The organism is Nonomuraea sp. NPDC000554 (assembly GCF_040300065.1).
GTDB lineage: Bacteria > Actinomycetota > Actinomycetes > Streptosporangiales > Streptosporangiaceae > Nonomuraea.
The window spans coordinates 76,353-102,333 of the sequence record NZ_JBEPDC010000036.1 but is presented as its reverse complement, the minus strand read 5'-3'; the positions used below and the strand labels follow the sequence as shown (position 1 = coordinate 102,333).

Here is a 25,981-nt window from a genome sequence, read left to right as displayed (position 1 = left end):
CCGCGCCGGCCCGTTGAGGGCCGTGTTTGCCGACGCCTCTGGAAGGGACGAGCGGGCTCGGCCGACTCTGCTGGGCGGCAACATGACCACCCGAGGCTGCGGTGTCCCCGCCCGGGCGGCGTGGGCCACCGGCGAGAGGCGACGGGGGTGGTCCGCTCTCGCCGGTCAGCGAGCATCCCGGGCGGGAGACGCGGTCAGCGGCACAGGTTGGTCAGCCGCGTCGCGATCTTCAGGCCCGCTTGTTTGCGTGGTCGGCGGTCGAGACCCGCCGGTGTGCGTGCCGCGGTAGGTGAAGCGTCCGACCACGCGATCATCGATGGCGGCCGACAGGTCGGGCATGGTGATGAACAGCCCGCTCCAGAACTGCCGGTTGGTGTCCCTTCCGGCGGCGACGTTGGGGTTGTGGTTGATGTAGCCGGGGGTCAGGATGCGGTCGAGCACGTCCACATCATGGGTGTTCAGCATCTCGACGAAGGTGAGCGAGCGATTCGGCGTTGGTGGTCACGGCGCCTCCTTCAGATCGTGACGGCGAGCTTGCCGACGGTTCCGGCGGTGAAGTCGGCGATCGCGCGCGGCGCCTCGGCCAGCGGGTAGGAGCGGGCCACCGGCACCCGCAGGCGTCCTTCGGCAGCGTCGGCGGCGAGCCGGGCGAGGGTGGCCGGGTTGGGGTCGGCCATCACCGCCGTGGCCTTGATGTCGCGGCCGGGCTCGTCGGGCAGGTAGTGCAGGGTGGAGGCCAGCCGCCCGCTGTCGGCCAGCAGGGCGGCGACGGTGAGGCCGTCGCCCGCCAGGTGCAGCGCGGCATCCACCCCGTCGGGCGCGATCGCGCGCACCTGCGCCTGCAGGTCGGCGTGGTCGACGGCCCAGGTCGCGCCCAGGCCGGTGACGAAGGCGGCTTCGGCTCCGGGCCTCGCGGTGGCGATCACGCTGGCGCCGCGCGCGGCGGCCATTTGGACGGCGAACGCGCCCACGCCGCCGGTCGCACCTGAGATCAGGACGGTTTCCCCCGGTGCCGGGGCGACGGCGTCGATGGCGTTGAGCGCGGCGCTACCGGCCAGTCCCAGCACGCCCGCGCGGGTGTGGTCGAGCCCGTCGGGGATCTTGGCCAGGCCGTACTGCCGGCTCACCACCACGTACTCGGCGTAGCCGCCTTGCCCCAGGGTCGGGCGCATGACCACGCCGAACACGTCCTCACCCGGCGTCAGGCCGGTCACGCCGGCGCCGACGGCCGCCACCGTACCGGCGAAGTCCTTGCCGAGCACGACGGGGAAGTCGTAGTCGTACACGCCCTTGAGGTAGCCGCCCAGCACGCCCAGGTCAAAGCCGTTGACCGAGGAGGCCAGCACCTGGACCAGCACCTCACCGGGACCGGGCTCGGGCACGGGCAGGTCGGTGGCCGCCAGGTCGGCGCCGAAGTCGGTGAAAGCCATGGCACGCATGAGGATCACTCCGTTTCCGTAGAAGATGCGGTGGCCTGCCGCCAGGAGGCGCGCAGGACGGCGCGGGCGACGGCCAGTTCGGCCTCGTCGCGGGGGGCGTACAGCATCACGATCGTGTCCGGCCACTCAGGACGACGGCTGATCGGATGCGGCTCGATCCACCCCGCCTGCCCAAGCGGCTCGATGAGCGGCACGGGAACGGTGAGATGGAGGAAGCCCGAGCGGTGGATGTGCCCGAACTCGTCGCGGCTGGGGTGCAGGAACGCCGCCCATGGCCCGGCGGGCTCGCGCAGCCGCAGCGCCAGCGAGGCGGGCTCGGACACCTGGCTGGGGCCGGTGAACACGCCCGCCAGCGCCTGCGCGTCCGCCACCAGGGCGGCCCTGATGTGCGGCGGGGAGAACTGGTCGAGCTGGTCGTGCGGGATCTCCAGGCCCGTGGTTTGTGGGCGAGGGCCTGATCGGGGCGGGGGGTCGGTCAAGTCGATGCTCATCGCAACAGCACTTTCTGTGCGTTGGTTACTTCTTGTGCGCACATGGAGTCTGGTCCACAATGCCGCCATGACGGAAGAAGGCACTTTGACCCGCGCAAGGCACACCGATGTGCGCGAAACGATCAGCGAGGATCACCCGACCTGCCAGCTGCGCGACATCCTCGACCGCGTCGGGGACAAATGGAGCGTCCTGGTGATGGACCTGCTCGGCAGCGGGCCCAAGCGCTACTCCGAACTGCAGCGCGCCATCGAGGGCATATCCCAGCGGATGCTCACCCTGACCCTGCGCAGCCTGGAGCGCGATGGCCTGGTCGAGCGGACCGTCACCCCCACCTCCCCGCCCCGGGTGGACTACGCCCTCACCCCCATCGGGCAGACGCTCTCGGCCCAGGTCTCCGGGCTCATCACATGGGCCGAGCAGCACCGCGAGTACGTGGCCGCCTCCCGCCTGCGCTACGACGCGTCGTGACCTGAACCGGCGTCGCCCGGGTCACGGGAGCATCGGCGATGAACGCCTCCCGCCCAGAGGGATTGCCCGGGCTGTGCTCGATGAAGTCCTCTGCCAGGAGGGTACGGAGCACGTCGGTGTTCCCCGCCGCGAACTGGGTGAAGCCGTGGAGGGCGAGCTGTCGGTCATGCGGGTCACCGCCCCAGCCGCCGCCCGGCCCTGTCGATTACCTGGCATGTAATCGAGATGATCGACGAGGCGGGGGCCATGATCGCCGCATGATGCATGACCGGCCGGTCGGCGAGCTGCTGCGTGAATGGCGGCAGGGTTGAGGAACTTGCGGACAGCCGTTGGCGGCACCAGCGAGTAACTTAGCGGGACGCTCCGGCCCCGCCGGGTAGCTGATCTACAGGCCCTCGCCCCTGAAGAGGGGGTGTGGTTCAGCGGCACAGGGCCGCGTCCACGGCCTTTTCCAGGTGCTCGATGGCTTGACCGGTTTTCGGTTCGAGGGTCATCGTGACGCTGGCGGCGCGGCCGTCGTCGGTGGCTGCGGCCCAGGTTCCGTAGCCCGGGATGGCGCCGCTGTGGAACCAGGCGACGCGGTGGCACGACAGTGGCATGGTGAAGATTCCCAGGCCGGCGTTGTAGCCGGGTTTGCCCACGGGGACGGTGGTGCGCATCTGGTTGAGCTGGGCCTTGGCGAGCAGACGGTGCCTGCCGTCCAGCAGCGCGGAGAAGAAGCTGTTGAGGTCGGAGTTGGTGGAGACCATCTCACCTCCCGCCCAGGAGGCGGAGGGGTCGATCTTCGTGACGTTGCGCCGGGGCGCGTCCGGGGATTCCTGGCGGTAGCCCTGGGGGTGGCGTTGGCGGATGGTCGTCTCGCCGGGGGCGGGGAAGTAGGTGTGGCGCAGTCCGATGCGCTGGATGATGCGCTTGTCGATCTCCTCGGCGAAGGGCCGTCCGGTGACCTTCTCCACGATCAGCCCGGCCAGCAGGTAGTTCGTGCTGCTGTATCCCATCTTCGCTCCGGGGGCGAAGACGGCTTCGTGTGCGAGGGCGACGTCCAGGGCGTCGCGAGGGGAGAGGTAGCGGCGCTTGAGGATGTCGTTGGTGACGGCGTCTTCGTAGTCGGGAAGTCCGCTGGTGTGCTGCAGGAGCTGACGCACCGTGATGCGGCGCCCGTCGATCCCCTTGCCGCGCACGAGTTTCGGCAGGTAGGTCTCGACGGGCTCATCGAGGCCGATCTTGCCCTCGCCGACCAGTTGCAGCACGACCACCGCGGTGAACGTCTTGGTGACGCTGCCGATCCGCACCTGACCGTCCCGGGGCACCTTCGCGTGCGTGTCCCGGTCCCCTTCACCAGCGGTGTAGGTCCGGACGCGCCCGTCACGGCCCCGCACACTCGCCAGCGCACCAGGTGCGCCGTCGGAGCGCAGCAGCGTCTGCAGTCCCTGTTGCACGGGGTCCGGCTTGGCGGCGGCGCTCGCGGGTGCCGCCACGCCGGCGGTGACGGTGGTGGCCAGGGCAAGTGTGGTGAGGGCTAGGCGCGTACGCAACGAGGTTCCTCCAGAGCAGCGTCGACGAGCTTTAGTGACAAGCTCAACCCTGCTGGGAGCAGTCGCCGTTGCCCCATCCGTGATCATCCTTACCGGACCCTTGGTCTGACCCTGAGAAACAGACCTCCGAAACCCTGACTTTGTGAGGAACCCCTATTGGCTCACGAATCACCGGACACACCCCAAGGCGGCCCATCGGTGATGCGTCGGCTCGGCTCAGGGCTGCTGCGGGTTGTGAAGAAGGAGGCTAAGTACGGACATGGCGGGAGGTGGCCGCCGATCCCGACGGCGACATCGCCCGGCTCGCCGCCGCGGCCTGACCCGGCAGGGCGACCTGTCGGGATTAGGGCTGATCCCGACACCTCAAGGCCGAAGACCTTTAGATCAGCTACCTGGCGGCAGGGAACACATTCGAGAGCGGAGGGCCACATCCGCAGGTAGGCGCGGATCCAGCAGAGCTCATCAGCCGACAGCGCCTGGCCGGCGGCGCGGTCCAGGCGCCCTCTCCCTGTCCGCTCAGTCCTGGCGGCTCACGATGGTCGGGCGGATTCGGATTCGGCGGCTCCTGCCCGACCATCGCGTCTGCCCGGTCCCGTCAGGCGGCCTCGAAGTCGGCTCGGTGGTCGGCGGCCCACTCTGCCAGAGTGCGGCCCGGCCGCCCGGTCACTGCGGTAACGGGACGTGGGACGTCGGGGACGGTGAGGGTGTCGTGCCAGTAGTCGAGCAGCATCTTCATCACGGGCTCGGGGATGAACTGTGCGGTCTCGGTGCGGAACTCCTCGGGCGTGATCTCCACGAGCGGGATTTCCCGCCCTAGGGTCTCGCCGATGATCGCCACCTGCTCGGAGCGGGTCAGGGCTTGCGGGCCGGTGAGCGGGATCGCGTCACCTAGATGGTCGTCGGAGAGCAGGGTCTCGGCGGCGGCCTCGGCGACGTCGTACTCGTGGATCGGAGCCTGTGCCGATGCGAGGTATGGCGCCCGGATCGGTGCGCCGGAGCGGATCTGCCAGGCCCAGGAGAGCAGGTTGTTGGCGAAGGTGCCGGGCCGCAGGATCGTCCAGGCATCGGTGCGATCGGTCACGGCGGCCTCGACCGCGGTGTGGTGGAGCTGGCTCGCCGAGCCGTGGTCGCGCTGGAACTCCTTCGCGGCAGCGAGGGAGGACAGCACGGTGAAGCGGTGGACGCCGTGGGCGGTGGCCGCGGTGACGAACGCGTCGACGCCCTGGGCGGGGAAGACGAAGGCGCGATCGACATCGTCGAACACCTGCGACCCGAGCGTGGTGGCGTCGGCCAGATCACCGGCGACGACCTCGACCCCGGCCGGCAGGTCTGCGTCATCGGGCTTGCGGGTCAGCGCACGTACGGCGGCGCCGCGGGTGAGCAGGGTCGTGACAAGGTGACGACCGACGGCGCCGGTCGCGCCGGTAACAAGGATGGTCAAGATGGCTCACCTTAAGGAAGTAGTGCCGGTCCGTCCGGCTTGAACTCCAACCTAAGGAAGGTTTAGGTCATTTTCTGTCCGTATTTCTACTAGCCTTGGCGATCATGCCGGAACAGACCACAACTGAGCGGGCGCTGCGCCTGCTGGAGCTGCTGCAGGCCCGCCGGTCCTGGAGCGGCGGCGAGCTCGCCGACCGCCTCGGCGTCGACGGCCGCACACTCCGGCGGGACGTGGAGCGGCTGCGGGGCCTCGGCTATCACATCGAGGCACGTCGCGGCCCCGACGGCGGCTACCGACTGTCCACGGGCAGCGACCTGCCGCCGCTGGTGTTCACCCCGGATGAGGCGCTCGCCGTGGCCGCCGCCCTCGCCTCGTCGGCTGCTAACGGCGCTGCTGGCGGGGGCGAGGTCGCGCTCACCGCCCTGGCCAAAATGGAGCAGGTGATGCCCTCGGCGGTGCGTCGACGGGTGCGGGCGCTGCGCTCCTCGGTCGCCCTCGGCAGCACGCCGAATGCAGTGGCCGGCGCGTATCCGGCTCCGATGAACGCCGACGTGCTGGCAGTCCTGGCGCTGGCGTGCCGGGATGCGGAGCGGGTCCAACTGCGCGTGATGAGCACCGGGGGTGCCGACGCCGGACGGGAGTCCCCGCGCCACGTCGAGCCTGCCGCCCTGGTGCCCCGGCAGACCCGGTGGTTCCTCGTGTGCCGCGACCTCGACCGTGGCTGGCGGGTGTTGCGCGTCGATCGGATCACGCGAGCATCAGCGACGGGCGTGCGCTTCGAGCCGCAGGAGGTCCCCGGAGGCGACCCGGCCGCGTTCGTCACCAGCCAGCTCGGCGCCCCGCCGCGGAAACATACAGCGACGATCCTGATCCACGCCCCGATCGAACAGGTACAGGCGTACATGGGTGGCTTCGCCACGGACTTCTCCCCGACGACAACCGCCACCGGTCAGGCAGCGACACACTGGCACATCGCCGACGTCCGTCTCGAGGTCCTCGCCGGCGGCCTGCTCTGGGTGCGATGGCCCTTCGAGGTGATCGACTCCCCCGAGCTCGCCGCTCTGCTGCGGGACCGGGCCGCAGCCTTCGCCTTCGCCGCCGACCCGCGCTGAAGCCGACTCACCAGGCCGTCACGACTAAGCGCCCACCAGTTGCTGAACCACCACGACATGAGCGCGGCAGAACAGCGACATTAACGGGGGCGCGTCACACTCTGAAGGCCCTCGCGCAGCCTACGGAGCTTTCATCGCCGAGCCTCCTACCCTTCAGGAGGGTCATGCCGTGCTGGGGATGTCAGGTACTGGCCGACTCGAGTCACCAGCATCTCCAACTCGTAGGCGACCAGGCCGATGTCGCTGCCCTGCGCGCAGAGCACCGCGAGCCGCGCCCCCTCCCCCGCGACGGTGGTGACCAGGAAGCCGGATTTCCACTCCACGACGGTCTGCCGGACCGCCCCGCCATCGATGCGGGAGCTGATCCCTGTGGCCAGGCTCTGCAAGCCCGCAGCCCCCGCCGCCAAGTGCTCGGCATCGGCGCCCGCCAGGTCTTTCGACGAGGCCAGCAGCAGCCCATCACCGGAGAGTACGACTGCGTGCTCGATCTCCTTCACCCGTCCGACCAGATCGTCGAGCAGCCAGTCCAGGTCCGCCGTGGACCCCACCTGCGCCACGGAGCTTCGCCCGCCGCCTTCACCCAACACGCGCGCCACCCTCGCTGCCCTCTGTTGATCTATAGGAAACGAACCAGCGGACTCGCCGGGCCGCCGAACCGGTCGCACAGTAACGTGCCGCATGTGCACCGTGACGCACGTGGAGGATAATCTTCATCCCGCAAGTGAAGATCATTAACCTTGGTGCATGTTTTCTCTCCGAGGTTGAGGTCGTGGCCCCGCTCGAAATGCACAAGTGGCCTGCCCATACAGGCGGGTGTCGGTCGTCGTGCTCACGTCCGGGGTGCCCCTTTCTTCCAGACGGTGGCGGGGCGGTTTGATGTGGCTGCGCGGGCGCGACTGGCCCGGCTGCTGGTGGTCGACCCGATCAGCCGGCACAGCGAGTTCGACCGACTGAAGGACGTGAGCGTCGTCTCGCGAATCGCTTCCCGCTCGGTCACGGCCATGACGCGGAAGAACGCGAACTGCATCCGGCAGGGTCGTGGATCCCGACGAGCATCTCCGCGACGTTCGACCTCATCGCCGTCACGGGTGACGTCGTCGGCGGTACCGGAATCGGGCCATAACATTCGCCGAGCGGTGCAACATCTTCACCCCTTCGGCCGTCTGGGACGTGACTACCGAAGGGACTACAAGTGGATGACGAACCCGGCTTCGACGACTTCGTGGCAGAGCAGTCGGACGCGCTGCTCCGCTACGGATACGTCCTGACCGGAAACCCTCATGACGCCGCCGACCTGGTCCAGGAAGCTCTGGTACGGCTGCGCGGCGCCTGGCCGAGGGTGAGACGCAAGGACAGCCCGCACAGCTACGCCCGAACCACGATGGCACGGTTGCATATCAGCGTCTGGCGGCGGCACAGGCGTGAACACCTCACCGGAGAGCCGCCGGAGCGGGTTCACCACGAAGTCTTCCCTCCCGACGAGGAACAGGGTCTCTGGGAAGAGCTGGCCGCGCTGCCCCGCAGACAGCGTGCCGTGCTGGTGCTGCGCTATTACGAACAGCTCAGCGACGCCGAGATCGCCAAGGTGCTCGGCATCTCTCCCGGAACCGTGCGCAGCCAGGCCTCCCGGGGCCTGGACAAGCTGCGTTCCTCCCTCTCCTCCTCACCGGCGACCCACGGGAGCATGCGATGACCGATCTGGAAGACAAGCTGAGCCGCGTCCTGTCTGGGGCGGCGCATCGTGCGCCGCAGGCGCCGGCCGGGCTGGCCGCGACGGTCAAGACGCGCCATCGCCGGCGGCGGGCGCGGACCGCCGCCGTGCGCGCGGCCGCGGCCGTGGTCCTGGTGGCAGGCGGGGCGAGCGCGGCGGTGAGCGCCCTGGGCGCGTCGGCCCAGCCACACCCCGCGGTCAGCGCGACCGGCAAGGCCGAGCCGTCGGCGGACAAGATTCCGCCGCCCATCGAGAAGGTGTGGCCGCAGGCCGTCCACAAGATCCCGGCCAAGCTGCCCGACGGCCGCGCGTACTACCCGCAGCTACTCCTCGACGATCACACGCTGCTGGTCATGACGGGCGTCCCCGACGGAAAGCGTCAGTTCCTGTGGAGTTACGACCTGGGCACCGGCCAGCCCAGGCAGATCGCCGAGATCCCCCCGACGAAGGGATCGGCGATCTTCGCCGACGGCGTCGCCGCCGGTGGCGGCAACATCGTCTGGTGGGCGTCCTACAAGGAGGCGGGCAGCCCTCGGGTCGCCCGGATCTGGACGGTGCCGGCCGCCGGCGGGCGTCCTCGGCCGGTGACCGACGTTTCCCTCGGAAACGTCATGAAGGAGGGGCACATCAACGGGCTGACGGTGACGGGCGCGGACGTGGTCTTCGCCTACGAGAAGGGCGGGGTCTACCGGGTGCCACTGAGCGGGGGCTCACCGCAGCCGGTGAAGGGCGCCGAGCGGCACCACGTCCTGCAATGGCCGTGGGTGGGCGTCCACCACGGAAAGGCGATCTTCCGCGAGTTGCTCAATGTCGAGACCGGTGAGCGGCGCGACGCCGTGGTCAAGGCCGACGAGGAGGTCAGGTGCGGCGTCGACCGGTGCGCGGGCGTCGCAGTGCGATACAACGCCGTCAAGGTCGAACGCCCCCGCGACCGCTCCGGCAAGGAGATCAAGTGCGGCACTCGCCGATGCCCGGACACGGTGCGGACCCAGACCATTCTGCGGAGGTTCGTCCGCGACCGCGACGGCTCCCAGGAGCGCGAACTGCCGAGCAGCTTCCAGCCAGGCGACGACGCCGGGTTGGAGCGCTTCTTCAAGGTCGATTTGAGGGGACCGGGAAACCAGTCCGTCCTCACGCTTTACGACGCCGACACCGGCAGGTCCGCCGACCTTGGCATACGGCCGGACGCGAATGGAGGCATGGCGATCCCCGACAGTGGCGTCGACCGGCTGATGACCTACCCGATCAAGAACGAGATGTACGTCCTGGACCTGGCCGCGATCAAGTAGGGCTGCCCTGCTTAACGGCACTCCGCCATCGGAACGGACGTTATCGGTAGAGATTCCGGCGCGAGTAACCGTAGTAGCAGTGATCATCCCGCAAATCCACATGATCCAACGTCGAAGCCGGGTTCGTTGGATTCTCCCCGATAACTACGGGAGCCCCGAAAGTCGGCAAAAGTCAAGGCGTAGACCTTCCTGGTCGGAGGTGATACGACCCAGTCATCCATGCGTGCTGAAATATCGGAGGCAACGTGGCGCCTGAGGACGCGTTACGCGCGTTGGCTGACGGCTTCGACGGCGAGGTGATCCGGCCTGAGGACGCCGGCTACGACTCGTCCCGACGCGTTTGGAACCAACTGATCGACCGCAAACCCGCTGCCATCGCACGCTGCCGAACCCGAAACGACGCCGTCTCGGCACTGGCGGTCGCACGTGACACCGGCCTCGAGCTCGCCGTGCGCGGCGGCGGGCACAGCTTCCCCGGCTTCTCGACGACGGAGGGCGGCTTGGTCCTGGACCTGGGCCCGATGAAGCAGATCGTCGTCGATGGAGAGCGGCGGACGGCCAACGTCGGACCCGGTGTGCGGTGGGGTGAGCTCACCGCGGCTGCCGCACAGCACGGCCTCGTGCCGGTCGGCGGGCACGTCGCCGATGTGGGTGTCGCCGGGTTGACGCTCGGAGGGGGCAACGGGTGGTTCGCGCGGGTCTTCGGGCTCGCCTGCGACAACCTCGTCGCGGCCGACGTCCTGACCGCTTCGGGAAAGATCGTCCGCGCGAGCGCCGACGAGAATCAGGACCTCTACTGGGGCCTGCGCGGCGGTGGCGGCAACCTCGGGATCGTCCTCGAGTTCACCCTGCGCCTGCACCCGGTCGACCGGCTGCTCGGCGGGATGGTCCTGCACCGGTTGGAGGACGCCGCCGACGTGCTGCGCTTCCTCGCCGGGTACGGCCAGAGCGCCCCCGACGAGATCAATGTGGCACCGGCGATCCTCGCCGGTCCGCCGGCACCGTTCGTTCCTCAGGAACTGCATGGGAAGCCGGTGCTCGCGCTGGCGATGTGTTACGTCGGGCCCCTCGCCGATGGAGGACGCGAACTCGCGCCGGTGCGCGGGTTCGGCAGGCCGTTCGCCGACCTGGTCGAACCGACGACATTCGAGATGCTGCAGCACATCTTCGACCCGCAGAGCCGACCCACGCCCTATCACATGCGCTCTCACCTGGGCGGTGCGATAACCGAGGAGCTCATCGCAGCAATGATCGAGCACGGCGGCGGGCTGAGCTCGCCGGACAACGGTGCGCTTCTGCTGCCGATGGGTGGCGCGGTGGCGCGAGTCGCGGCCGACGCCACCGCCTTCCGGCATCGGGAGGCGTCCTACTGCATGGAGATCGGGGCGGCCTGGTCGGCGGACGACGAGAACCCGCAGAGGCACATCGAGTGGGCTGACCGCCTGTGGGCAGAGACGCGGTCCTGGGCCATCGGGGTGGAGGTCAACCACCTCGCCGACGAGGGTTCTGAGGGGGTTCGTCGGGCCTACGGCGACAACTACCAGCGGCTCGCCCACATTAAGCGAACCTGGGACCCCGACAACCTTTTCCGGCTTAACCAGAACGTTCCGCCCGCCACTGCCGACGATCCTGGCCCGCAATAGCCGTCCGGACTATCGTCAACCAGCGAACCGTATCCCGGTGCAGTCCCCGTTCACCAGCCGCGCCCGGTCATGCCGGTAGGCAGTATCGACGACCGGGTCTGCCAGAGCATGTGGGCGGGGATGAATGCTGCTTGCCACAGCGGCTTCGTTCCTTCGTGCGAGATCGGCTTGAGCGCATGACGAGGGTGTGACGGGTGACCACTTCGACCACACCCTCATCCGTGCAGCATGTCGGCCCTACCGCGCCCCTTGACACGCCTCAGCCGCCGAGCTGTGCGAGTGCCGAGCGAGGTGACGCCGACTCAGGAAGACGGTGTCGACGTGGAGGGAGCACGACAGCAGGATTCTCGGGATCCTGGCCTGAGCCGAGGGCGCCCGGGGCCTGCACAGGCGCGGGCGCCGTGTCGTAGATGTGCCATGACCGATGGCGCCACCCAGGTTGCTTGATCGCGCGAAGCGTCCCCTGGTTGACTCCTCCTGCTATTTGAGGAGGAAACGACGATGTTAGCCAGAACGCTGATCGCGGTAGCTGCGCTGGCGATCCCCCTGGTCGCCGTCCCGCCGGCCGTTGCGGACACCCCACCGGCTGATGCGGCCGCCGCCAAGAGCGTGACGCTGATCACCGGAGACCGCGTGACCGTGGACGGTGACCGTGTCGACTTCGAGGCGGGTCCCGGCAGGAAGGATGTCCGGTACGTCACGGAGGGCACCAAGGACGACTGGACGCTCATCCCGCTGGACGTCGCCGGCGACGTGGCCAGGGGTGTGCTGGATCGCCACCTGTTCCAGGTTCCCCGGCTGATCGCGGATGGGCTGGATGACGCCTCGGTCAAAGGGCTGCCGCTGATCGTGCAGTATCGGGCCGGGGCCGCGCCCATGACCGCCCTGGCCGGCGCCCGTACGCTGGCCTCGATCAACGCCGTGGCGGCCACCGCTCCGCGCGAGCGGGCCGTGTGGACGCAGCTCGACCGGGACAGCTCGGTGGCGAAGGTGTGGCTGGACGCGCCCGTCAAGGCCTCGCTCGACCGCAGCGTTCCGCAGATCGGCGCACCCGAGGCCTGGCAGGCCGGGTTCACCGGCGAGGGTGTCAAGGTGGCCGTGCTGGACACCGGCGTCGACGACAAGCACCCCGACCTCGCCGGCCGGGTGGAGTCCGCGCGGAACTTCACCGACAGCCAGGACGCCGTGGACCGGCATGGCCACGGCACCCATGTGGCCTCCACGATCGCCGGTCAGGGCGTCGCGGGGACGCCCACGCGCAAGGGTGTCGCGCCCGGGGCCCGGCTGCTCAACGGCAAGGTGCTGAACGACCGCGGCAGCGGCAGCACCTCCGGCATCATCGCCGGCATGGAGTGGGCCGCCCAGCAGGGCGCCAAGATCATCAACATGAGCCTCGGCCACCCGGACGAGCCCGGTCTCGACCCGCTGGAGCAGGCCGTAGAGCGCATCTCCGCCAGCAACGGCGTGCTCTTCGTGATCGCGGCGGGCAACGACGGGCCGGGCGCGAGCACGCTCGGCAGCCCGGGCAGCGCCGACTCGGCGCTCACGGTGGGCGCGGTGGACTCCGCGGACAAGCTCGCGAGCTTCTCCAGCCGAGGCCCCCGCGTGGCGGACTTCGCGATCAAGCCCGACCTGACCGCCCCCGGCGTGAACATCACCGCCGCCCGGGCCGGCACGACCGGCTACATCGCGTACTCGGGCACGTCGATGGCCACCCCGCACGTCGCCGGCGCCGCCGCCATCCTGGCCCAGCAGCACCCCGACTGGACGTGGCAGCAGCTCAAGGCGACCCTGGTCGGCTCGGTCAAGCCGGGTGGGCCGCTCACCGAGAACGGCGCCGGGCGGGTGGACGTCGCCAAGGCCGTCAAGCAGACCGTCACCGCCGACGCCGGCACGCTGTCCTTCGGGCACCTGCGCTGGCCGTACGAGGACAAACCCATCGAGCGGACCCTCACTTACCGCAACTCCGGCACCGCGCCGGTCACGCTCGACCTCGCTCTGGACGCGCCCGAGGGCGTGTTCAAGCTGGGCGCCACGCAGGTGACCGTCCCCGCGAACGGCACCGCGGCGGTCACCGTCACCGCGCAGGTGAAGTCGTCCAGCCCCGGCGCCTTCCCCGGCCGCATCACCGCGACGGGCGGCGGCGTCACCGTCTCCACCCTGGTCAACCTCTCCACCGAGGCGGAGAGCTACGACCTGCACGTGAAGATGATCGACCAGCTCGGTACGGTCCCCGACGGCCCGGACGACTTCATGCCAATGACGCTCATGCCGGAAAGCGGCGGCGACCCCATCAGCATCGGCATCAACCATGGCGACAGCGAGGGGCCCGTCCGCGTGCCCGCGGGCCGCTACCTGGCCTATGCCGTACTGCGGACCAAGTTCCCCGACGGTCACGAGGAGCTGAGCGTGGTGCCGGTCCCCGGCCTGGAGGTCAAGGCGGACCGGGAGCTCGTCTTCGACGCCAGCGACGCGCGGCTGCTGAACGTGGCGACCGACCACGCCGACGCCAGGACGGCCGGGGAGACCTTCACCTTCGTCCAGGACCGCAAGGACGGCCAGCAGTGGGGGGCGCGGTTCTCCCTCGACCGCTTCTCGCTGCCGCGGAACGTCTCGCCTGATCGGCTGCGTTTCCGGGTGTCGCCCACTGAGGGCAAGGCGCCCGGGTTCCACTTCGAGACGTTCACCCAGCTGGCGGCCCTGCGCGCGGACGGCACGTTCACCGACACGCCCTACCAGTACAACCTGCTGCTGCGCAGGGAGGGATCCGTACCGGGAGCGTTGAAGGTGCGTGATCGCGAGCTGGGCACCGTACGAGCGCACATGGCCACCCTTCGGGCCAGCGCCACGGGCGCGTTCGGCGCGGGACCCGTCATCGACGGCCCCGTCGGGTCCTACACCTCGTGGAGCCAGGCGGTCGTGTCGTTGCCGGCCACGCCGACCTGGTACTTCACGCCAGGCATGCCGTGGCGGCGCTCCATCGAGACCATGCCGAACGGGCGTCTCCACCAGACCGACGAGTCCGCCGAGGCCGCCTCCTACCAGGCCGGCCGTACCGAGAAGGAGTGGTGGAACACGGGCGTTGTGGGCCCGGCCCTGCCGAGCACCGCCACCGTGACCCGGGACGACAAGGCCTTCACGCTCACGCGCATGCCGCTGTGGTACCCACCCCGTCCTGGCCGCTCCGCCGTGACCAGCGACTACGGCAGCGGCACCACGACGCTCCTGCGTGACGGCCAGGTCGTGGGGACGGCCAACAAGCTGCCCGGTACGGTGACCTTCCCCGTCGAGTCGGGTTCCGGGCGTTTCCAGCTCGTCCTGGACGGCACGGTCGACCCCGAGGCCAGCGAGCTGTCCGCCAAGGTCAGGACGGAGTGGTCGTTCACCTCGTCGGGTGCCGGTCCCGTGCCGCTGTTCGTGCTGCGCGCCTACCCCCAGCTCGACCTGGACAACGCGACCAGGCCCGGGGTGCTCGTGCTGCCCCTGCGGCTGGAGCGCATGACCGGGGCGACCCGGCCGCTGTCCCACGTCGGCGTCGAGGTGTCGCGCGACGGCGCCTCGTGGACCCGGGCCGTGGTCGTGCCCACCGGCAAGGACACCTGGAAGGCGATCGTTCCGGTCCTTCCGCGGCAGGGGGAGTTCGCGTCGCTCCGCCTCACGGCGCGTGACACGGCGGGCGCCTCGGTCAGCCAGACCGTGGAGCGCGCCTTCCGCGTGCGCTGAATCCGTGCGGGGTGCCGCGTGTGGCGGCACCCCGCCGCAAGTAAGACCGATGGTGAGGTCACGGGACGCTCAATCGAGGCATTCCTGAGGACGAAGTCCAGCAGCGGCTTCGCCTCAGCTCGATGAGGCGAGTGCGACGCTGCGCTTCTCGTCTGGACGCGCCCCTTGCCGGCTCCCGAATCGGCCGGAACAGGCTGGTCGGCGAACTGGTACGCGCCGGGCTGGAGGTCGCCGATCCCGTCCGGGACAACGGCGTCGATCTTCTCGCCTCCGCGCCGCACTTCACCTGGACGCAGCCGCTGGGGTGAACTCAAGCGACAGGGACCACCGCCGCCGGAAAACCGTTTGAGCCTTCCTTCCGCGTTCCGGTAGGTTGCCCGCGGCCCCATCGCTGTGAGGACAGAGGACAAAACCGCGTGACCCCGCCTGCTCTTTAGACCTGACACCTTCTTCCACTCACCTTCAAGCCGACCCTTCCGTCGGCTCTGCCGGGCTGCCCGTGTGCGCCCGGTCATACAGCGTTTGAGGCCGCGCGCAATCGGCCTCGTGTCAGGTCTAGAGAGATCATGTCTTCACAACCTCATACTGTGCTGCCCTGGGTCGTTCGTCGGACCAGGCTGCCTCTGCTGTCGTTGCGGTGCGTGGACTGCCGGTCGGAGTCGGCCACCACCGGCGAGGGCAGGTTCCGCGTCAACGCCAACGGCCGGCTGCTGGACGTGTGGCTGCTGGTCCGCTGCGTGTCCTGCGATTGGACGAGCAAGCTCACCGTGCACGAGCGAGCGCCGGTCAGATCCTTCGATCCAGCCGAGCTCGACGGCTACCACGCCAACGATCCGGAGCTGGTGGCGTCCAGGCTGTTGGATCCGCTACTCGCCCGGCGCAACCGCTTCACCCTGGACTGGAAGGGGGCCTGGCAACTGGACACCCCGCCGGCACGGCTCGACGAGGCGTGGCCGGTCCAGGTGGAGGTCGTCTTCGAGGATCCGGTGCCGGTGCGCCCGGATCGGCTCATCGCGCAGGGGCTCGGCCTCAGCCGGAACGAGGTGCTGCGCCGGATCAAGTGCGACATTCCGCTGCGCCGTACGACGAGCGCCGGGTTCACCTTTACCGTGATGGCCGAGGGCTAGCTGTACTCGGCCGTCACGTTGGTGACAGGCGGCTGATCGGTGGGTGGCCACCGAGTGCGGTGTGTGGGCGTTCGATGTTGCTGGTGAACACCTGCCGGTAGGCCCACTCGGTGGCCAGGGTGCGGTTGAACCGCTCCACTTTGCCGTTCTTCTTGGCCAGGGCCGTGCCCTCGCGGGTGCGCTGGTGCCCTTTGTTTGGCACTTCGGTTGGCCGGACTGGCCATGTGGGTGAGATGAGATCGATTCGGGGGCTGGTCAGCGGATTGGCAAGGTGGGGTGCGGGGGTGTTGCGCGGAAGTCGGTCATGTCGGCGGTGATGGCCCAGCGTTCGTGGTCTCGCCAGGCGCCGTCCATGAACAGCAGGTTGGGCGAGTAGCCCTCCTTGCGGAAGCCCTGCCGCTGGATGAGCTTGAGGGAGCGGGTGTTGGCCGGTTGGATCTGGGCTTCGAGGCGGTGGAGCCGGAGTTCTTGGAAGGCGTACTTCAGAGCGAGGCCGAGGCCTTCGCTCATGTAGCCGAGGCCTGCGGTCGGGGCGAAGGCCGCGTAGGCGATCGACGCGGACTGGAAGCGTCCGCGAATGATGCTGTTGATGTAGATGACGCCCGCGATGGCTGAGCTGTCGTTGAGACAGACCAAGAGGCATTCCTCGCCCGGTTGGTCGTATCGGGTGATGAGAGCCTGGAAGGCGTCTGCCGTGGTGGGTGGGCTGTCCCAGGGGTGGTGCAGGTCGGTGCTGACTTGGGCGAGCCGAAGAAATTCCTCTTGGTCGTCCTTGTTGATCGGCCGCAGCGAGACGCGTCGACGATCCTTATGTTCCGGTGCATCTCCTGAAGGCATGGATGGGAAGATATCTCACGTTCGAGAGGCCGGTTCGCCGGGAATGCTCGGAACGCCGCATGTCACCGTGGATCGTCACGGGCGGCCAGGGCTGCGCGGAGGCAGGTGACGCGAGCGGCGGCGTCGGGGCCGTAGATCCCGATCGTCACGGTGGACTCGGTGGCGTGGAAGGTCGTGCGGCGTTGTTCGGCGGCGCTGCGCGCGGCGGCCGCCCGCCGCCGAGCCCAGCGACCTCGACTCACCCAGCAGTTTCAAGAACGGGCGGACGGTGTTGTACTTGCCGGCCGGCGCCGCCTGCCTCTGTCGCGCCGTCATCGTCGGGGACCAGCTCCTCGACGGAGTCGCGCGCGCACCCTGCCGGTAGTGGCCGTCGCAGCGGCTCGTGAGGCAGTGCCACGCGGTCGGTGTCGGTGACAGCATGGGTGACGGTGTCAAGGGCCTGAACGTCCGGCCCGGTGAAGCCCCCGTATGTGGCGATCTTGTACTCGATCGCCGTGAGGGAAAGGGTCAGCTCACGGATCCGGCGGCGGGTGGCGTCGCGATGTTCAAGCAGCATGTCGAGCCGCTCGGGCACCGTGTGCTTCCCGGCGTCGACGAGCGAGATGTAGTGCTGCAGGTCTCGCATCGGCATGCCGGACAGCCGCATCCGGGTGATGAACACCAGACGACGCACCGCTTCGGCGTCGTAGACGCGATGACCGTTGCTGTCGCGGGCCACCTCGACCAGCCCGGCCCGCTCGTAGTAGCGCAGCGTGTGGGGCGAGATGTCGAGGAGGGCGGCGACCTCAGCGATCATCATCGACTCGGGCACGTCGGCCGGGTCGGTGAGGCGGTGGATCGCCTCAACCGACAGCGGGCCGTTGTCCCCGAGCGCTTCGAGTGCCCTGGTCATCAGATCGTCGGTGGCCATGACAGCCAGCCTAGACCGGCCGGACCGACGCCGGGACGCCCTCGAAGTCGGCGCCACGGGCGGTCTCGGCCCACCGCTCGACCTCGTCCAGGCCACGCCGGTATGCACCCGAGATACGCTCGACCGCCTCGCGCCCGAGCGGCAGCCGCAGCGGCACCTCGTCACTGTGCGCGAGGGACACGATGATCTCGGCCGCCCGCGCCGGGTCGCCTTCCTGGCGGCCGTCGGCCCCGGCCATGTCCGCGCGGACGTTGGCGAGCAGGTCACGGTAGGTCTCGGACGCCTCGGCGAATTCGAGCACGTCAGCCCCGTTGAAGTCGGTCCGGAACCGGCTGGGCTCAACGAGCATCACGCGGATCCCGAACGGCGCGACCTCCCCAGCCAAGGCCTCGGACCAGCCTTCGAGGGCGAACTTCGACGCGGAGTACGTCGACACGCCGGGGAACGACATCCGTCCGCCCTGGCTGCTCATCTGCACGATCGTCCCGGTGCCCCGCGCGCGCATCGCGGGCAGCGCCGCGCGGACGAGCGCGGCGGGGCCGAACAGGTGCAGATCCATCAGCTCACGCAGTTGCGCGTCGCTGACCTCCTCGACCGCTCCGACCACGGCCCGGCCCGCGTTGTTGACGAGCACGTCGAGCTGACCGAAGCGATCGAGGGTGTCCCGCACGAGGTCCGCGGCCGCAGCGATGTCTCGGGCGTCGAACTTCGCGATCAGGCAGTTGTCCGGGTAGTCGGCCTCCAGGTCGGCCACACTCTCGGGTCGGCGCACCGCCGCCACCACGTGGTCGCCCGCCGCGAGCGCCGACTCCGCCAGTGCGCGCCCGAAACCGCGGGACGCGCCGGTGATGATCCAGGTCTGTGTCGTCATGGCGGGAACGCTATGGCTTCGAGCGCGCTCGAACGCAAAACCGGCGCGACCACGGAGGCGCACCAGGCATCGGGGGTTTGAGCCTGGCGATGGAACGCCCGGTCGCGAGCCGCGAGCTGAATACAACATCACAGCCGGATCGAGACTGGCGCAGGTGCCCGAGGTCATCAACGTCTACCGCCTGACCGGCGAGGACTGCTTCCTGATCGGAGCAGGTCCAGCGGGCAGGGCGGCTGGAGGCGGGCGCTGCCGGAAGGGCAGGTCTGGAACGGGTCGAGGGCGTCGCCGATCGTCAGGGAGTGTGGGCCCATCGTGCCCGGGGTCAGGCGACGGCCGTCATGCCGGTGGCATCCGTGCTGCGCACTGCTGACGAGCAGTGGCGCGCCGACGTCGGCGCCTCCCTGGACGCCGCCTTCCACCTGTGCAGAAGCGCGCTGCCCCGCATGCGTTCCTGGTTCCACCAGGCACCGCGTGCGACCAGCAGACTTCCTTGGTGATCAAGCACAACCGTCCACAACATGTAAAATCAGGTAACCAGCAGCGCGAACACCGTGCCGTGTGGTCTGCCTCCCGGTATGCCGCCCCCTCCCCACGGGCAGGGAGCGCTCGTCGGCATGGTGGCGCAGGCCAACGTGGTCCCCACCTATTTTGCGTATTCGCACAAGCCCGACGGCTTTCCCCCCTGTCACTATGTCCGGCATGAATTTCGCATACAGCCTGTCCGAACTGCTGCACGAGACGGTGCGGCCGGAGGAACCGGGGATCGCTCTCGGGGTCTACGCCGACGGCAAGCTGGTCGATCATGCCGTCGCCGGGCTGGCCAGCGTGGAGTTCGGGGTGCCGATCGACACAAGGACCCGCTTCGACATCGCCTCGATGAGCAAGCAGTTCACCGCCACGGCCGTACTGCTGCTGTGCCGCAAGGGGCGGCTCTCGCTGGACGACGACATCCGCGAGCACCTGCCGGAGCTCAAGCTCTCCGTGCCAGTGACGATCGGCCAGTGCCTGCGTCACACCGGCGGGCTGCGGGAGTGGCTGACCCTCTCCGCCCTGACCGGCAGACCGCTCACCCGGATCACCCAGGACCAGGCGCTGGTTCTCGTCGCGGGCCTGACTGACGTCAACTTCGCGCCGGGCACCGCGTTCTCCTACTCCAACACCGGCTACATCCTCGTCACGTCCGCCATCGAGCGGATCACCGGGCAGACGCTGCGCGCGTTCACCACCGAGCACCTCTTCGCCCCTCTGGGCATGGCCGACACCCACTTCCGCGACGACAGCCAGGAGCCGCTGCCGCGCTTCGCCTACGGGTACGGCATCTCGGACAAGGGGGTGCACCGCGCGGATACCGAGGAGTGCGCCGTCGGCGACGGCATGGTCGCGACCAGCGTCGCCGATCTGGCCCCGTGGTTCGGCTTCCTGCAGGACGGCCGGGTCCTCGGAGAGGACCTGCGCGACGCGCTACTCGCCCACGACCGGGCGTACGGCCTGGGCCTCTACTACACAACGATCGGCGGCCAGGCCGTGCTGGGCCACGCCGGGGGCGCCCCGGGCTACCGCTCGCAGCTGCTCTACCTGCCTGACCGTGGAGTCGGCATCGCGCTACTGACCAATAACTCCTCCGTCGACCCGGTGAGTATCGGCACCGAAGCGCTGCGCCTGGCCGCTGGGCTGCCGAAAGACCCTGAGCCGGTCCGCGAGAAGACCGTGGAAACACTGACCGGTTATTGGCACGACCCGATTACCGACGAGACGTTCCTGGCCGAGCCCGCGCCCGGCGGCGACGTCACGCTGAGCGGCGGCCACCCCTCCGGCACGTTCGTGCGCACCACCGACGGCACCTGGCATCATGAGGCCTTCCGGCTGCGCGCCACCCCCGACTCGATCGTGGTGAAGTCGATCCACGCCCCCGGCCGGGACCGCACCTACCGCCGCTGCGCGCCGCCCGCCGAGGGCGCCATGCTGCCAGCCGCGGTCTACCTCAGCCGGGAGCTCGGAATCCTGGCCACGATCACCGAGCAGGGCTTCCTGGAGCTCGGCCTCAACCTGGTGGCTCCGATCAGGCCGGCTCCGGCCGGCGGCTTCACGGCCGGCCTGGCCACCCTCCGCCCTGATGGCGACGACTTGCTGGTCAGCGCGCACGGCGTGCACCGGCTGCGGTTCGTCCGCGAGCCCCACGGCACCCGCCCGGTCGGTATCCCGCCCGGGCTCAGCGAGTGAGGCGGCATCCGATGTTCGCAAGGCTCCGCATCCTGATGGCCGGCGTCCTGCTGGTCTCCGGCTGCGCCATCGGCGGCGGTGGCGGCCCGGACAAGCCGGGGGTCAGGACGCTCACTCTGGCCACCCCCGTCCCGCCGACCGTGCTCGACATCGCCCACGGCTTCAACGGCCCTTTCACCCTGGTGCAGACCGCCATCCTGGACACGCCGGTAACGCTCGGCGAGGACGGCTCGGTCCAGCCGTCGCTGGCCGAGTCGTGGACCGAGCCGAAGCCGGGCACGTACGTGTTCAAGCTCAGGGACGGCGTGGTGTTCTCCGACGGCACTCCCCTGACCGCTGACGACGTGGCCTACTCGCTCCGGCGCCACCTCGACCCCAAGATCGCCTCGCAGGCGGCCAGCACGGTAGCGATGGTGAAGAAGGTCGAGGCCACGGGCGACCACGAGGTGACGGTCCAGTTGGAGAGCCCGACCCCCACGTTCCTGACGAACGTCGCGATCATCTGGCAGGTGGTGCCCAGGAAGCTCGCCACCGCCAATCCTGACGACCTCGGCACGCCAGAGGCCCCGACGCTGGGCACCGGGCCGTACAAGGTGGCCTCATTCACGGTCGACGGCGTCACGCTCATCCGCAACGACAAGTACTGGGGACGCCCCGCCTCGCTCGACCAGGTCAAGGTCACCGCCATCGCCGAGCGGGAGGCCATGCGCCTGGCGATCGCCTCAGGCTCCGTGGACGGCACCACCTTCGTCCCGCCTCAGGAAGCTCGCAAGTGGACCGGTATGAAGGACGTCAACGTCCGCTTCTACCCGAGCAACGCCGTCGCCTTCTTGGCACTCAACGTCAAGGAGGAGCACCTGGCGAACGTGCACGTCCGGCGCGCGATCGCGCACGCCGTGGACCGCGACGCCGTCCAGCGCGTGGCCGTCGGCGACAAGGCCGTACCCGCCTCCACCGTCGTGCCGCTGCCGCAGTTGCAGGCCCTGTACGGTCCACAACACGAACAGGTGGTCGCCGCACTGCCGTCCTACCCCCACTACCTGGCCGCGGCCAAGGCCGAGCTGGCGCGCTCGCCGTACCCGAAGGGGTTCTCCATCACGGTGAACTACGCCAGCGACGACGTACTGGTCGACGCGCTCCAGTCGATCGATACCGACCTTGCCAAGATCGGTATCCGGGTGGAGCGCCAGGCGATGCCACACGACGCCGCACAGGCCAAGCTCTTCCGCCACGAGGGCCTGGCCATGAGCCTGACGGAGCTCGGCTACACCACATCGGACCCGGGCGAGCTACTGCCGGACATCCTCGGCAGCACTGCGGCCAAGCCGCAGGGCTTCAACTTCGCCCAGGAGACGTCTCCCGGGCTGGATGCCGAAATCGACCGGATGCTGCGACTCAGGGGCGAGGAACGGCAGAAGGCCGTTACGGACATCCTCACCGAGGTCGGCAAGCAGGAGCCCTCTGTCCCGCTCTACTACTCGCAATTCGGAATCGCGCTCAACAAGAAGTTCACCGAGTCCGTCGGGACCTGGACAGGCAACATCATCGGTGCCATCAGGGCGAGGTAGGAAATGATCTTCGCGAGAGTGGCAGTAAGAAGGCTTGGCGGGGTGGTGATCCTGCTCTCGGTGCTCTCGGTGCTCACCTACGGCCTTCTCGTCCTCGCGCCGGGCGGGCCGGAGGAGGCGCTGCTCGGCCAGCGCGCCTCGACCCCCCGAGACGAGGGCCGCGATCCGCGAGCTCTACCACCTCGACGAGCCCTTCCCTCTCCGCTACTGGCGGTGGCTGTCGGCGGCGCTCTCCGGTGACTTCGGCAGCTCTGTCTACTTCCGCCAGCCGGTCCTTTCGGTGATCGGCGAGCGGCTCCCTGTCACGACGACGCTGGCCGGGTTCGCGATCCTGCTCACCATCGCCGTCGGCATCCCTGCCGGGCTGGCCGCAGGGCTGCTTCGCGGCGGCGTCCTGGATCAGGGTGTCACCCTCGGCACGCTGGTCTCGCTGGCCTTCCCGCCGTTCGGCATCGCGCTGATCTTGCTGTACACCTTCGGCGTGTGGCTACGGTGGCTGCCGCTCTACGGCTCTGACCAAGTCAGCAACTACGTCCTTCCCGCCATCGCCCTGGCATTCGGCCAAGCGGCAGTGTTGATTCGGCAGACCAGAGCGGCGGCGCTGGACATCGGCGGTCAGGATTATCTGACCTTTGCCCGAGCCCGCGGGCTGTCGCGGCTGCGGATCTGGGGCAGCTATTCGCTGCGCAACGCCGCCATGCCGGTGCTCACCGTCGCCGGACTACTCGCCGCGACAAACCTGTCCGGTGCGGTCTTCGTGGAACGGGCCTTCAGCCTCCCCGGCCTGGGCAGCCTGCTGATCCAGGCCGTCAACCAGAAGGACCTCCCGCTGGTGCTGCTCGGCGGCGCCGTGGTGATCATGGTGCTGGTCGACCTTGCCTACCTGGTGATCGACCCGCGGGTACGTCACGGAGTCTCCGCATGAAGGGGCTGGCCTGGGGGGTCATGCTGGCAGCCGTCGCCCTGGTGGCGCTGCTCGGGCCATGGCTGGCGCCCTATGATCCGGCGGGCCAGGACGTCGCGCTCGGCGCGGTGGGTCCGTCGGCCACCCACCTGCTCGGCACCGACCACCTCGGCCGCGACGTGCTCTCGCGCGTCATGGTGAGGGCCGGGACCGCGCTAATCGGCCCGGTCTTCATCGCTGTCGGGACGACAGCGCTGGGCACCACATTGGGCCTGCTCACCGGCTATCGGCGTGGCTGGGTGGACGCGGTACTGATGCGGTTGAACGACCTCATGTTCGCGCTGCCCGGCCTGCTCATCCTCATCGTGGTAGTTAGGGTCGCAGGCGGCTCCTACCTCACCGCGGTGGTGTCGCTCATCGTCCTCGGCGCCCCCTCCGGCATCCGGGTGATCCGCAGCCTCGCGCTCACCCAGCGGGAGCTCGCCTACGTCGATGCGGCCCGCACGCTGCGGCTGAGCGCCCGGCGGATCATGTTCCGTCACGTACTACCCAACCTGGCGCCGACGGTGACCGCCAACTTGCTGCTCAACTTCGTGTTCGCGCTGATCGCCATGTCCGGCCTGTCGTTCCTGGGCGTCGGGCTGCCTCCGGGGACCGCGGACTGGGGGCTGATGATCGAGGAGAACCGCACGATCCTCGATCTCAATCCGTGGGCGTCGCTGGCGCCCACCCTGCTGATCACGATCACCGCGGTGGTGGCCACGATCCTCGGCGACCGCGTCTTCGAGACGCTCCGGTGCTGCTGATCACCCACGACCTGCGCGTGACCTTCGACTTCTGCGACCGGGTGCAGGTCATGTACGCAGGCCGAGTCCTCGAGTCTCGTCCCAGCAAGTCTTTGGCCGCGGATCCCGGACATCCCTACACCGTCGGCCTGATCAGCGCCCTGCCCTCCGTTCAGCGCTCGACCGCCCGGTTGGAGGGCATCCCCGGCTCGGTGCCGCGCGCCGCCGACGTCACCGACCGGTGCGCCTTCGCCGACCGGTGCGAGCAACGCGGGGACGACTGCCTCACGGCGCGTCCCCCGCTGCGCCCGCTGGCGCCGGACCGCCAGACCGCCTGCCTGTATGACGTGGCGCCACCGGTCGACAGGGAGGCGGACATCCCCCCTCCTGCCGCGGGACCCGTGGGCGCGCCGCCGTTGCTCCGGGTCGAGGCGCTGCGCAAGACGTACGGCAAGGCCGTCGCGCTCGACGGTGTCGACCTGCACATCAAGGAGGGCGAACGGCTGGGATTGGTCGGCGAGTCGGGGTCCGGCAAGACGACCCTTGCCAGATGCCTACTCGGACTGGCCACCCCGGACGGCGGCACGATCGAGCTGCACGGCGGGGATCCCCGACAGGTGCAGTGCGTGTTCCAGGACCCGTCCACCTCGCTCAACCCCGCGATGACGGTCGGCGCGGCCCTCGCCGAAGCTGCGAGCATGGCCGGGCCGAAGGACCGCCGCCCGGTCGTCGAACTGCTTGAGCTGGTCGGCTTGCCGGCCAGTTACGCCAGGCTGCGGCCCGCGCACGTGGAGGAGTACGCCATGGTGCTCCGCTCGGAGACGGCGGTGTGGAGCTACGAGCCGCGGGAGACCCTCCCCCGGCTGGCCATCGCGGTCCGCGACAGGGGCCAGGCGCTGGGCAGCATCTGGGTGGTGTTGGGAGAGCGGCCGCTGGCGCCGAACGCCGTGGACGTGCTGGCGGAGGGGGCTCGGCTGGCCGCGCCGTACCTGGCCAGGTTCAACCTGGCGGCCGACCACGACCGGCGGATCAGGGCCGAACGCCTGAGCAGGCTGCTGCAGGGAGTGGGTCCGACCAGGGAACTGGGCGATTCCTTCGGCCTGGCGCCGCACGTTCCAACCACGGTGGTCGTCGTGGGCAAGGCAGATGGACCCGCCGCCGACTCCGCCGCCTCCTACGCCGGGGACCTGCTGCGGGCGGGTCTGGCAGCCTACCGGCTGAGAGCGGCGGCCGGCTTCCACGAGGGGCACGCGGTGGCCGTGGTCGGCGCCGCAGCGGACGGGCCGGTACTGGAGTCCATCATCACTACGGTGCTGGCCCGCGCCACGGACCAGTTCGGCGGGGAGTGGCGGGCCGGGATCAGCCGCCCCTTGCACGACCTGTCCGACGTGCCAGCCGGGCTCTCCCAGGCGCAGCAGGCCCTCGACGTGGTCTGCGGGTCCTTCGGCAAGGGCAACATCGGTAGACACGACCAGTTGGCCGCGTCGTTGTTCCTGCTCGACACGTTCCAGGCCATGCGGTTCCGACCCTCGCTGGAGGGTGAGCCGCTGTCGATCGTGTCCGACCACGACGCCCGGCACGGTACCGACTACGTCAGGACGCTGCGCTGCTGGATCGCCGCCGGGTACGACATCCCGCGCGCCGCCGAGGCGCTGGTGTTGCATTCCAACAGCCTGCGCCACCGGCTGCGTCGGCTCAGCGAGGTGATCGACCTTGACGATCAGGATCTGCGCTTGGCGCTCGCCCTGCAACTACGGCTGCAGGAGATCAGCACAAAGTCGGATGAGTAACGTGGGGCGCTTGGCCAACGGTGAAGGCGGTGGCCTTCCGCACCGTGTCGGGCTCGCTGCACTCGCACGTAGCCGGAGTGCTGCCGGACCAGCAGGGACGCGGTGTCGGGCTGGCG

Annotated in this window: 25 protein-coding genes and 1 pseudogene; 15 read left to right on the top strand and 11 right to left on the bottom strand. The window is 69.3% G+C overall.

The window, feature by feature from the left end; genetic code table 11:
• Positions 1-165 precede the first annotated feature (165 nt).
• The 3 genes from ABT294_RS44130 to ABT294_RS44120 are packed head-to-tail and all read right to left on the bottom strand — an operon-like array spanning position 166 to position 1,930.
• The gene (locus tag ABT294_RS44130; protein ID WP_350812461.1) at positions 166-465 is read right to left on the bottom strand and encodes an ester cyclase; all 300 of its coding nucleotides are present in this window, start codon (positions 463-465) and stop codon (positions 166-168) included.
• A 50-nt stretch (positions 466-515) separates the two neighbouring features.
• The gene (locus ABT294_RS44125; RefSeq protein WP_350812460.1) at positions 516-1,439 is read right to left on the bottom strand and encodes an NADP-dependent oxidoreductase; all 924 of its coding nucleotides are present in this window, start codon (positions 1,437-1,439) and stop codon (positions 516-518) included.
• Between the two features lie 5 nt (positions 1,440-1,444).
• Positions 1,445-1,930, bottom strand: a complete 486-nt coding sequence (locus ABT294_RS44120) for a luciferase domain-containing protein (protein WP_350812459.1) — start codon at positions 1,928-1,930, stop codon at positions 1,445-1,447.
• Between the two features lie 85 nt (positions 1,931-2,015).
• On the opposite strand from ABT294_RS44120, the gene ABT294_RS44115 reads away from it, so the two are divergent.
• On the top strand, positions 2,016-2,399 hold the full coding sequence (locus tag ABT294_RS44115; protein WP_350812458.1) for a winged helix-turn-helix transcriptional regulator: 384 nt from the start codon (positions 2,016-2,018) through the stop codon (positions 2,397-2,399).
• Between the two features lie 419 nt (positions 2,400-2,818).
• On the opposite strand, the gene ABT294_RS44110 is transcribed toward ABT294_RS44115, so the two are convergent.
• Together ABT294_RS44110 and ABT294_RS44105 are read right to left on the bottom strand one after the other, a co-directional pair.
• On the bottom strand, positions 2,819-3,934 hold the full coding sequence (locus ABT294_RS44110; protein WP_350812457.1) for a serine hydrolase domain-containing protein: 1,116 nt from the start codon (positions 3,932-3,934) through the stop codon (positions 2,819-2,821).
• A gap of 595 nt (positions 3,935-4,529) precedes the next feature.
• Positions 4,530-5,375 carry an SDR family oxidoreductase gene (locus ABT294_RS44105; RefSeq protein ID WP_350812456.1) on the bottom strand — a complete coding sequence of 282 codons (846 nt, stop codon included), beginning with the start codon at positions 5,373-5,375 and terminating at the stop codon, positions 4,530-4,532.
• Positions 5,376-5,479: 104 nt separating this feature from the next.
• Between ABT294_RS44105 and ABT294_RS44100 the strand changes: the two genes are divergently transcribed.
• A complete protein-coding gene (locus ABT294_RS44100; protein ID WP_350812455.1) occupies positions 5,480-6,487 on the top strand; it encodes a helix-turn-helix transcriptional regulator in 1,008 nt (335 codons plus the stop codon).
• Positions 6,488-6,633: 146 nt separating this feature from the next.
• On the opposite strand, the gene ABT294_RS44095 is transcribed toward ABT294_RS44100, so the two are convergent.
• Positions 6,634-7,074, bottom strand: a complete 441-nt coding sequence (locus ABT294_RS44095; protein ID WP_350812454.1) for a roadblock/LC7 domain-containing protein — start codon at positions 7,072-7,074, stop codon at positions 6,634-6,636.
• 605 nt (positions 7,075-7,679) lie between these two features.
• Between ABT294_RS44095 and ABT294_RS44090 the strand changes: the two genes are divergently transcribed.
• The 6 genes from ABT294_RS44090 to ABT294_RS44065 all read left to right on the top strand — a co-directional run bounded on the left by ABT294_RS44090 (position 7,680) and on the right by ABT294_RS44065 (position 15,980).
• Complete coding sequence (locus ABT294_RS44090) at positions 7,680-8,180, top strand: SigE family RNA polymerase sigma factor (RefSeq protein ID WP_350812453.1); 501 nt, start codon at positions 7,680-7,682, stop codon at positions 8,178-8,180.
• Positions 8,177-9,487, top strand: a complete 1,311-nt coding sequence (locus ABT294_RS44085) for a TolB family protein (RefSeq protein ID WP_350812452.1) — start codon at positions 8,177-8,179, stop codon at positions 9,485-9,487. Before ABT294_RS44090 ends, ABT294_RS44085 begins: the two co-directional genes overlap by 4 nt.
• Positions 9,488-9,732: 245 nt before the next feature.
• Positions 9,733-11,130 carry an FAD-binding oxidoreductase gene (locus ABT294_RS44080; RefSeq protein ID WP_350812451.1) on the top strand — a complete coding sequence of 466 codons (1,398 nt, stop codon included), beginning with the start codon at positions 9,733-9,735 and terminating at the stop codon, positions 11,128-11,130.
• A 501-nt stretch (positions 11,131-11,631) separates the two neighbouring features.
• Entirely contained in the window at positions 11,632-14,853 is a 3,222-nt protein-coding gene (locus tag ABT294_RS44075) for a S8 family peptidase (protein ID WP_350812450.1), read from the top strand.
• A gap of 122 nt (positions 14,854-14,975) precedes the next feature.
• On the top strand, positions 14,976-15,161 hold the full coding sequence (locus ABT294_RS44070) for a hypothetical protein (RefSeq protein WP_350812449.1): 186 nt from the start codon (positions 14,976-14,978) through the stop codon (positions 15,159-15,161).
• Positions 15,162-15,494: 333 nt separating this feature from the next.
• Positions 15,495-15,980 (top strand): DUF1062 domain-containing protein, encoded by a 486-nt coding sequence (locus ABT294_RS44065; protein WP_350812448.1) that lies wholly within the window; start codon positions 15,495-15,497, stop codon positions 15,978-15,980.
• Between the two features lie 13 nt (positions 15,981-15,993).
• Here the strand turns inward: ABT294_RS44065 and ABT294_RS44060 are convergent.
• The 5 genes and pseudogenes from ABT294_RS44060 to ABT294_RS44040 all read right to left on the bottom strand — a co-directional run.
• Positions 15,994-16,131: pseudogene (locus ABT294_RS44060) on the bottom strand (IS481 family transposase); the annotation flags it as partial.
• Positions 16,132-16,235: 104 nt separating this feature from the next.
• The gene (locus ABT294_RS44055) at positions 16,236-16,817 is read right to left on the bottom strand and encodes a GNAT family N-acetyltransferase (RefSeq protein ID WP_350812447.1); all 582 of its coding nucleotides are present in this window, start codon (positions 16,815-16,817) and stop codon (positions 16,236-16,238) included.
• A 62-nt stretch (positions 16,818-16,879) separates the two neighbouring features.
• On the bottom strand, positions 16,880-17,059 hold the full coding sequence (locus ABT294_RS44050) for a hypothetical protein (protein WP_350812446.1): 180 nt from the start codon (positions 17,057-17,059) through the stop codon (positions 16,880-16,882).
• Positions 17,056-17,727 carry a MerR family transcriptional regulator gene (locus ABT294_RS44045; RefSeq protein WP_350812445.1) on the bottom strand — a complete coding sequence of 224 codons (672 nt, stop codon included), beginning with the start codon at positions 17,725-17,727 and terminating at the stop codon, positions 17,056-17,058. The genes ABT294_RS44050 and ABT294_RS44045 overlap by 4 nt, the downstream gene beginning before the upstream one ends.
• A 10-nt stretch (positions 17,728-17,737) precedes the next feature.
• Entirely contained in the window at positions 17,738-18,598 is an 861-nt protein-coding gene (locus ABT294_RS44040; RefSeq protein ID WP_350812444.1) for an SDR family NAD(P)-dependent oxidoreductase, read from the bottom strand.
• Positions 18,599-18,936: 338 nt separating this feature from the next.
• On the opposite strand from ABT294_RS44040, the gene ABT294_RS44035 reads away from it, so the two are divergent.
• The 7 genes from ABT294_RS44035 (at position 18,937) to ABT294_RS44005 (ending at position 25,865) form a co-directional block, all read left to right on the top strand.
• Entirely contained in the window at positions 18,937-19,095 is a 159-nt protein-coding gene (locus ABT294_RS44035) for a hypothetical protein (RefSeq protein ID WP_350812443.1), read from the top strand.
• 202 nt (positions 19,096-19,297) lie between these two features.
• Positions 19,298-20,818, top strand: a complete 1,521-nt coding sequence (locus ABT294_RS44030; RefSeq protein WP_350812442.1) for a serine hydrolase domain-containing protein — start codon at positions 19,298-19,300, stop codon at positions 20,816-20,818.
• 11 nt (positions 20,819-20,829) lie between these two features.
• A complete protein-coding gene (locus tag ABT294_RS44025) occupies positions 20,830-22,386 on the top strand; it encodes an ABC transporter substrate-binding protein (protein ID WP_350812441.1) in 1,557 nt (518 codons plus the stop codon).
• An 18-nt stretch (positions 22,387-22,404) separates the two neighbouring features.
• Complete coding sequence (locus ABT294_RS44020; RefSeq protein ID WP_350812440.1) at positions 22,405-22,626, top strand: hypothetical protein; 222 nt, start codon at positions 22,405-22,407, stop codon at positions 22,624-22,626.
• A 40-nt stretch (positions 22,627-22,666) separates the two neighbouring features.
• Positions 22,667-23,311 carry an ABC transporter permease gene (locus tag ABT294_RS44015; RefSeq protein ID WP_350812439.1) on the top strand — a complete coding sequence of 215 codons (645 nt, stop codon included), beginning with the start codon at positions 22,667-22,669 and terminating at the stop codon, positions 23,309-23,311.
• Entirely contained in the window at positions 23,308-24,096 is a 789-nt protein-coding gene (locus ABT294_RS44010) for an ABC transporter permease (RefSeq protein ID WP_350812438.1), read from the top strand. The genes ABT294_RS44015 and ABT294_RS44010 overlap by 4 nt, the downstream gene beginning before the upstream one ends.
• Positions 24,087-25,865: an oligopeptide/dipeptide ABC transporter ATP-binding protein gene (locus tag ABT294_RS44005; protein ID WP_350812437.1), complete on the top strand. Its 1,779-nt coding sequence runs from the start codon at positions 24,087-24,089 to the stop codon at positions 25,863-25,865. Before ABT294_RS44010 ends, ABT294_RS44005 begins: the two co-directional genes overlap by 10 nt.
• Positions 25,866-25,981 lie beyond the last annotated feature (116 nt).

What these genes read in the sequence shown, in the direction of transcription:
- ABT294_RS44085 (WP_350812452.1), top strand. Translation starts at nt 8,177, where the DNA reads ATGACCGATCTGGAAGACAAGCTGAGCCGCGTCCTGTCTGGGGCGGCG.
- ABT294_RS44025 (WP_350812441.1), top strand. Translation starts at nt 20,830, where the DNA reads ATGTTCGCAAGGCTCCGCATCCTGATGGCCGGCGTCCTGCTGGTCTCC.
- ABT294_RS44045 (WP_350812445.1), bottom strand. Translation starts at nt 17,727, where the DNA reads ATGGCCACCGACGATCTGATGACCAGGGCACTCGAAGCGCTCGGGGAC.
- ABT294_RS44040 (WP_350812444.1), bottom strand. Translation starts at nt 18,598, where the DNA reads ATGACGACACAGACCTGGATCATCACCGGCGCGTCCCGCGGTTTCGGG.
- ABT294_RS44100 (WP_350812455.1), top strand. Translation starts at nt 5,480, where the DNA reads ATGCCGGAACAGACCACAACTGAGCGGGCGCTGCGCCTGCTGGAGCTG.
- ABT294_RS44070 (WP_350812449.1), top strand. Translation starts at nt 14,976, where the DNA reads ATGAGGCGAGTGCGACGCTGCGCTTCTCGTCTGGACGCGCCCCTTGCC.
- ABT294_RS44125 (WP_350812460.1), bottom strand. Translation starts at nt 1,439, where the DNA reads ATGCGTGCCATGGCTTTCACCGACTTCGGCGCCGACCTGGCGGCCACC.
- ABT294_RS44130 (WP_350812461.1), bottom strand. Translation starts at nt 465, where the DNA reads ATGCTGAACACCCATGATGTGGACGTGCTCGACCGCATCCTGACCCCC.
- ABT294_RS44010 (WP_350812438.1), top strand. Translation starts at nt 23,308, where the DNA reads ATGAAGGGGCTGGCCTGGGGGGTCATGCTGGCAGCCGTCGCCCTGGTG.
- ABT294_RS44030 (WP_350812442.1), top strand. Translation starts at nt 19,298, where the DNA reads ATGAATTTCGCATACAGCCTGTCCGAACTGCTGCACGAGACGGTGCGG.
- ABT294_RS44035 (WP_350812443.1), top strand. Translation starts at nt 18,937, where the DNA reads ATGCCGGTGGCATCCGTGCTGCGCACTGCTGACGAGCAGTGGCGCGCC.
- ABT294_RS44055 (WP_350812447.1), bottom strand. Translation starts at nt 16,817, where the DNA reads ATGCCTTCAGGAGATGCACCGGAACATAAGGATCGTCGACGCGTCTCG.
- ABT294_RS44075 (WP_350812450.1), top strand. Translation starts at nt 11,632, where the DNA reads ATGTTAGCCAGAACGCTGATCGCGGTAGCTGCGCTGGCGATCCCCCTG.
- ABT294_RS44120 (WP_350812459.1), bottom strand. Translation starts at nt 1,930, where the DNA reads ATGAGCATCGACTTGACCGACCCCCCGCCCCGATCAGGCCCTCGCCCA.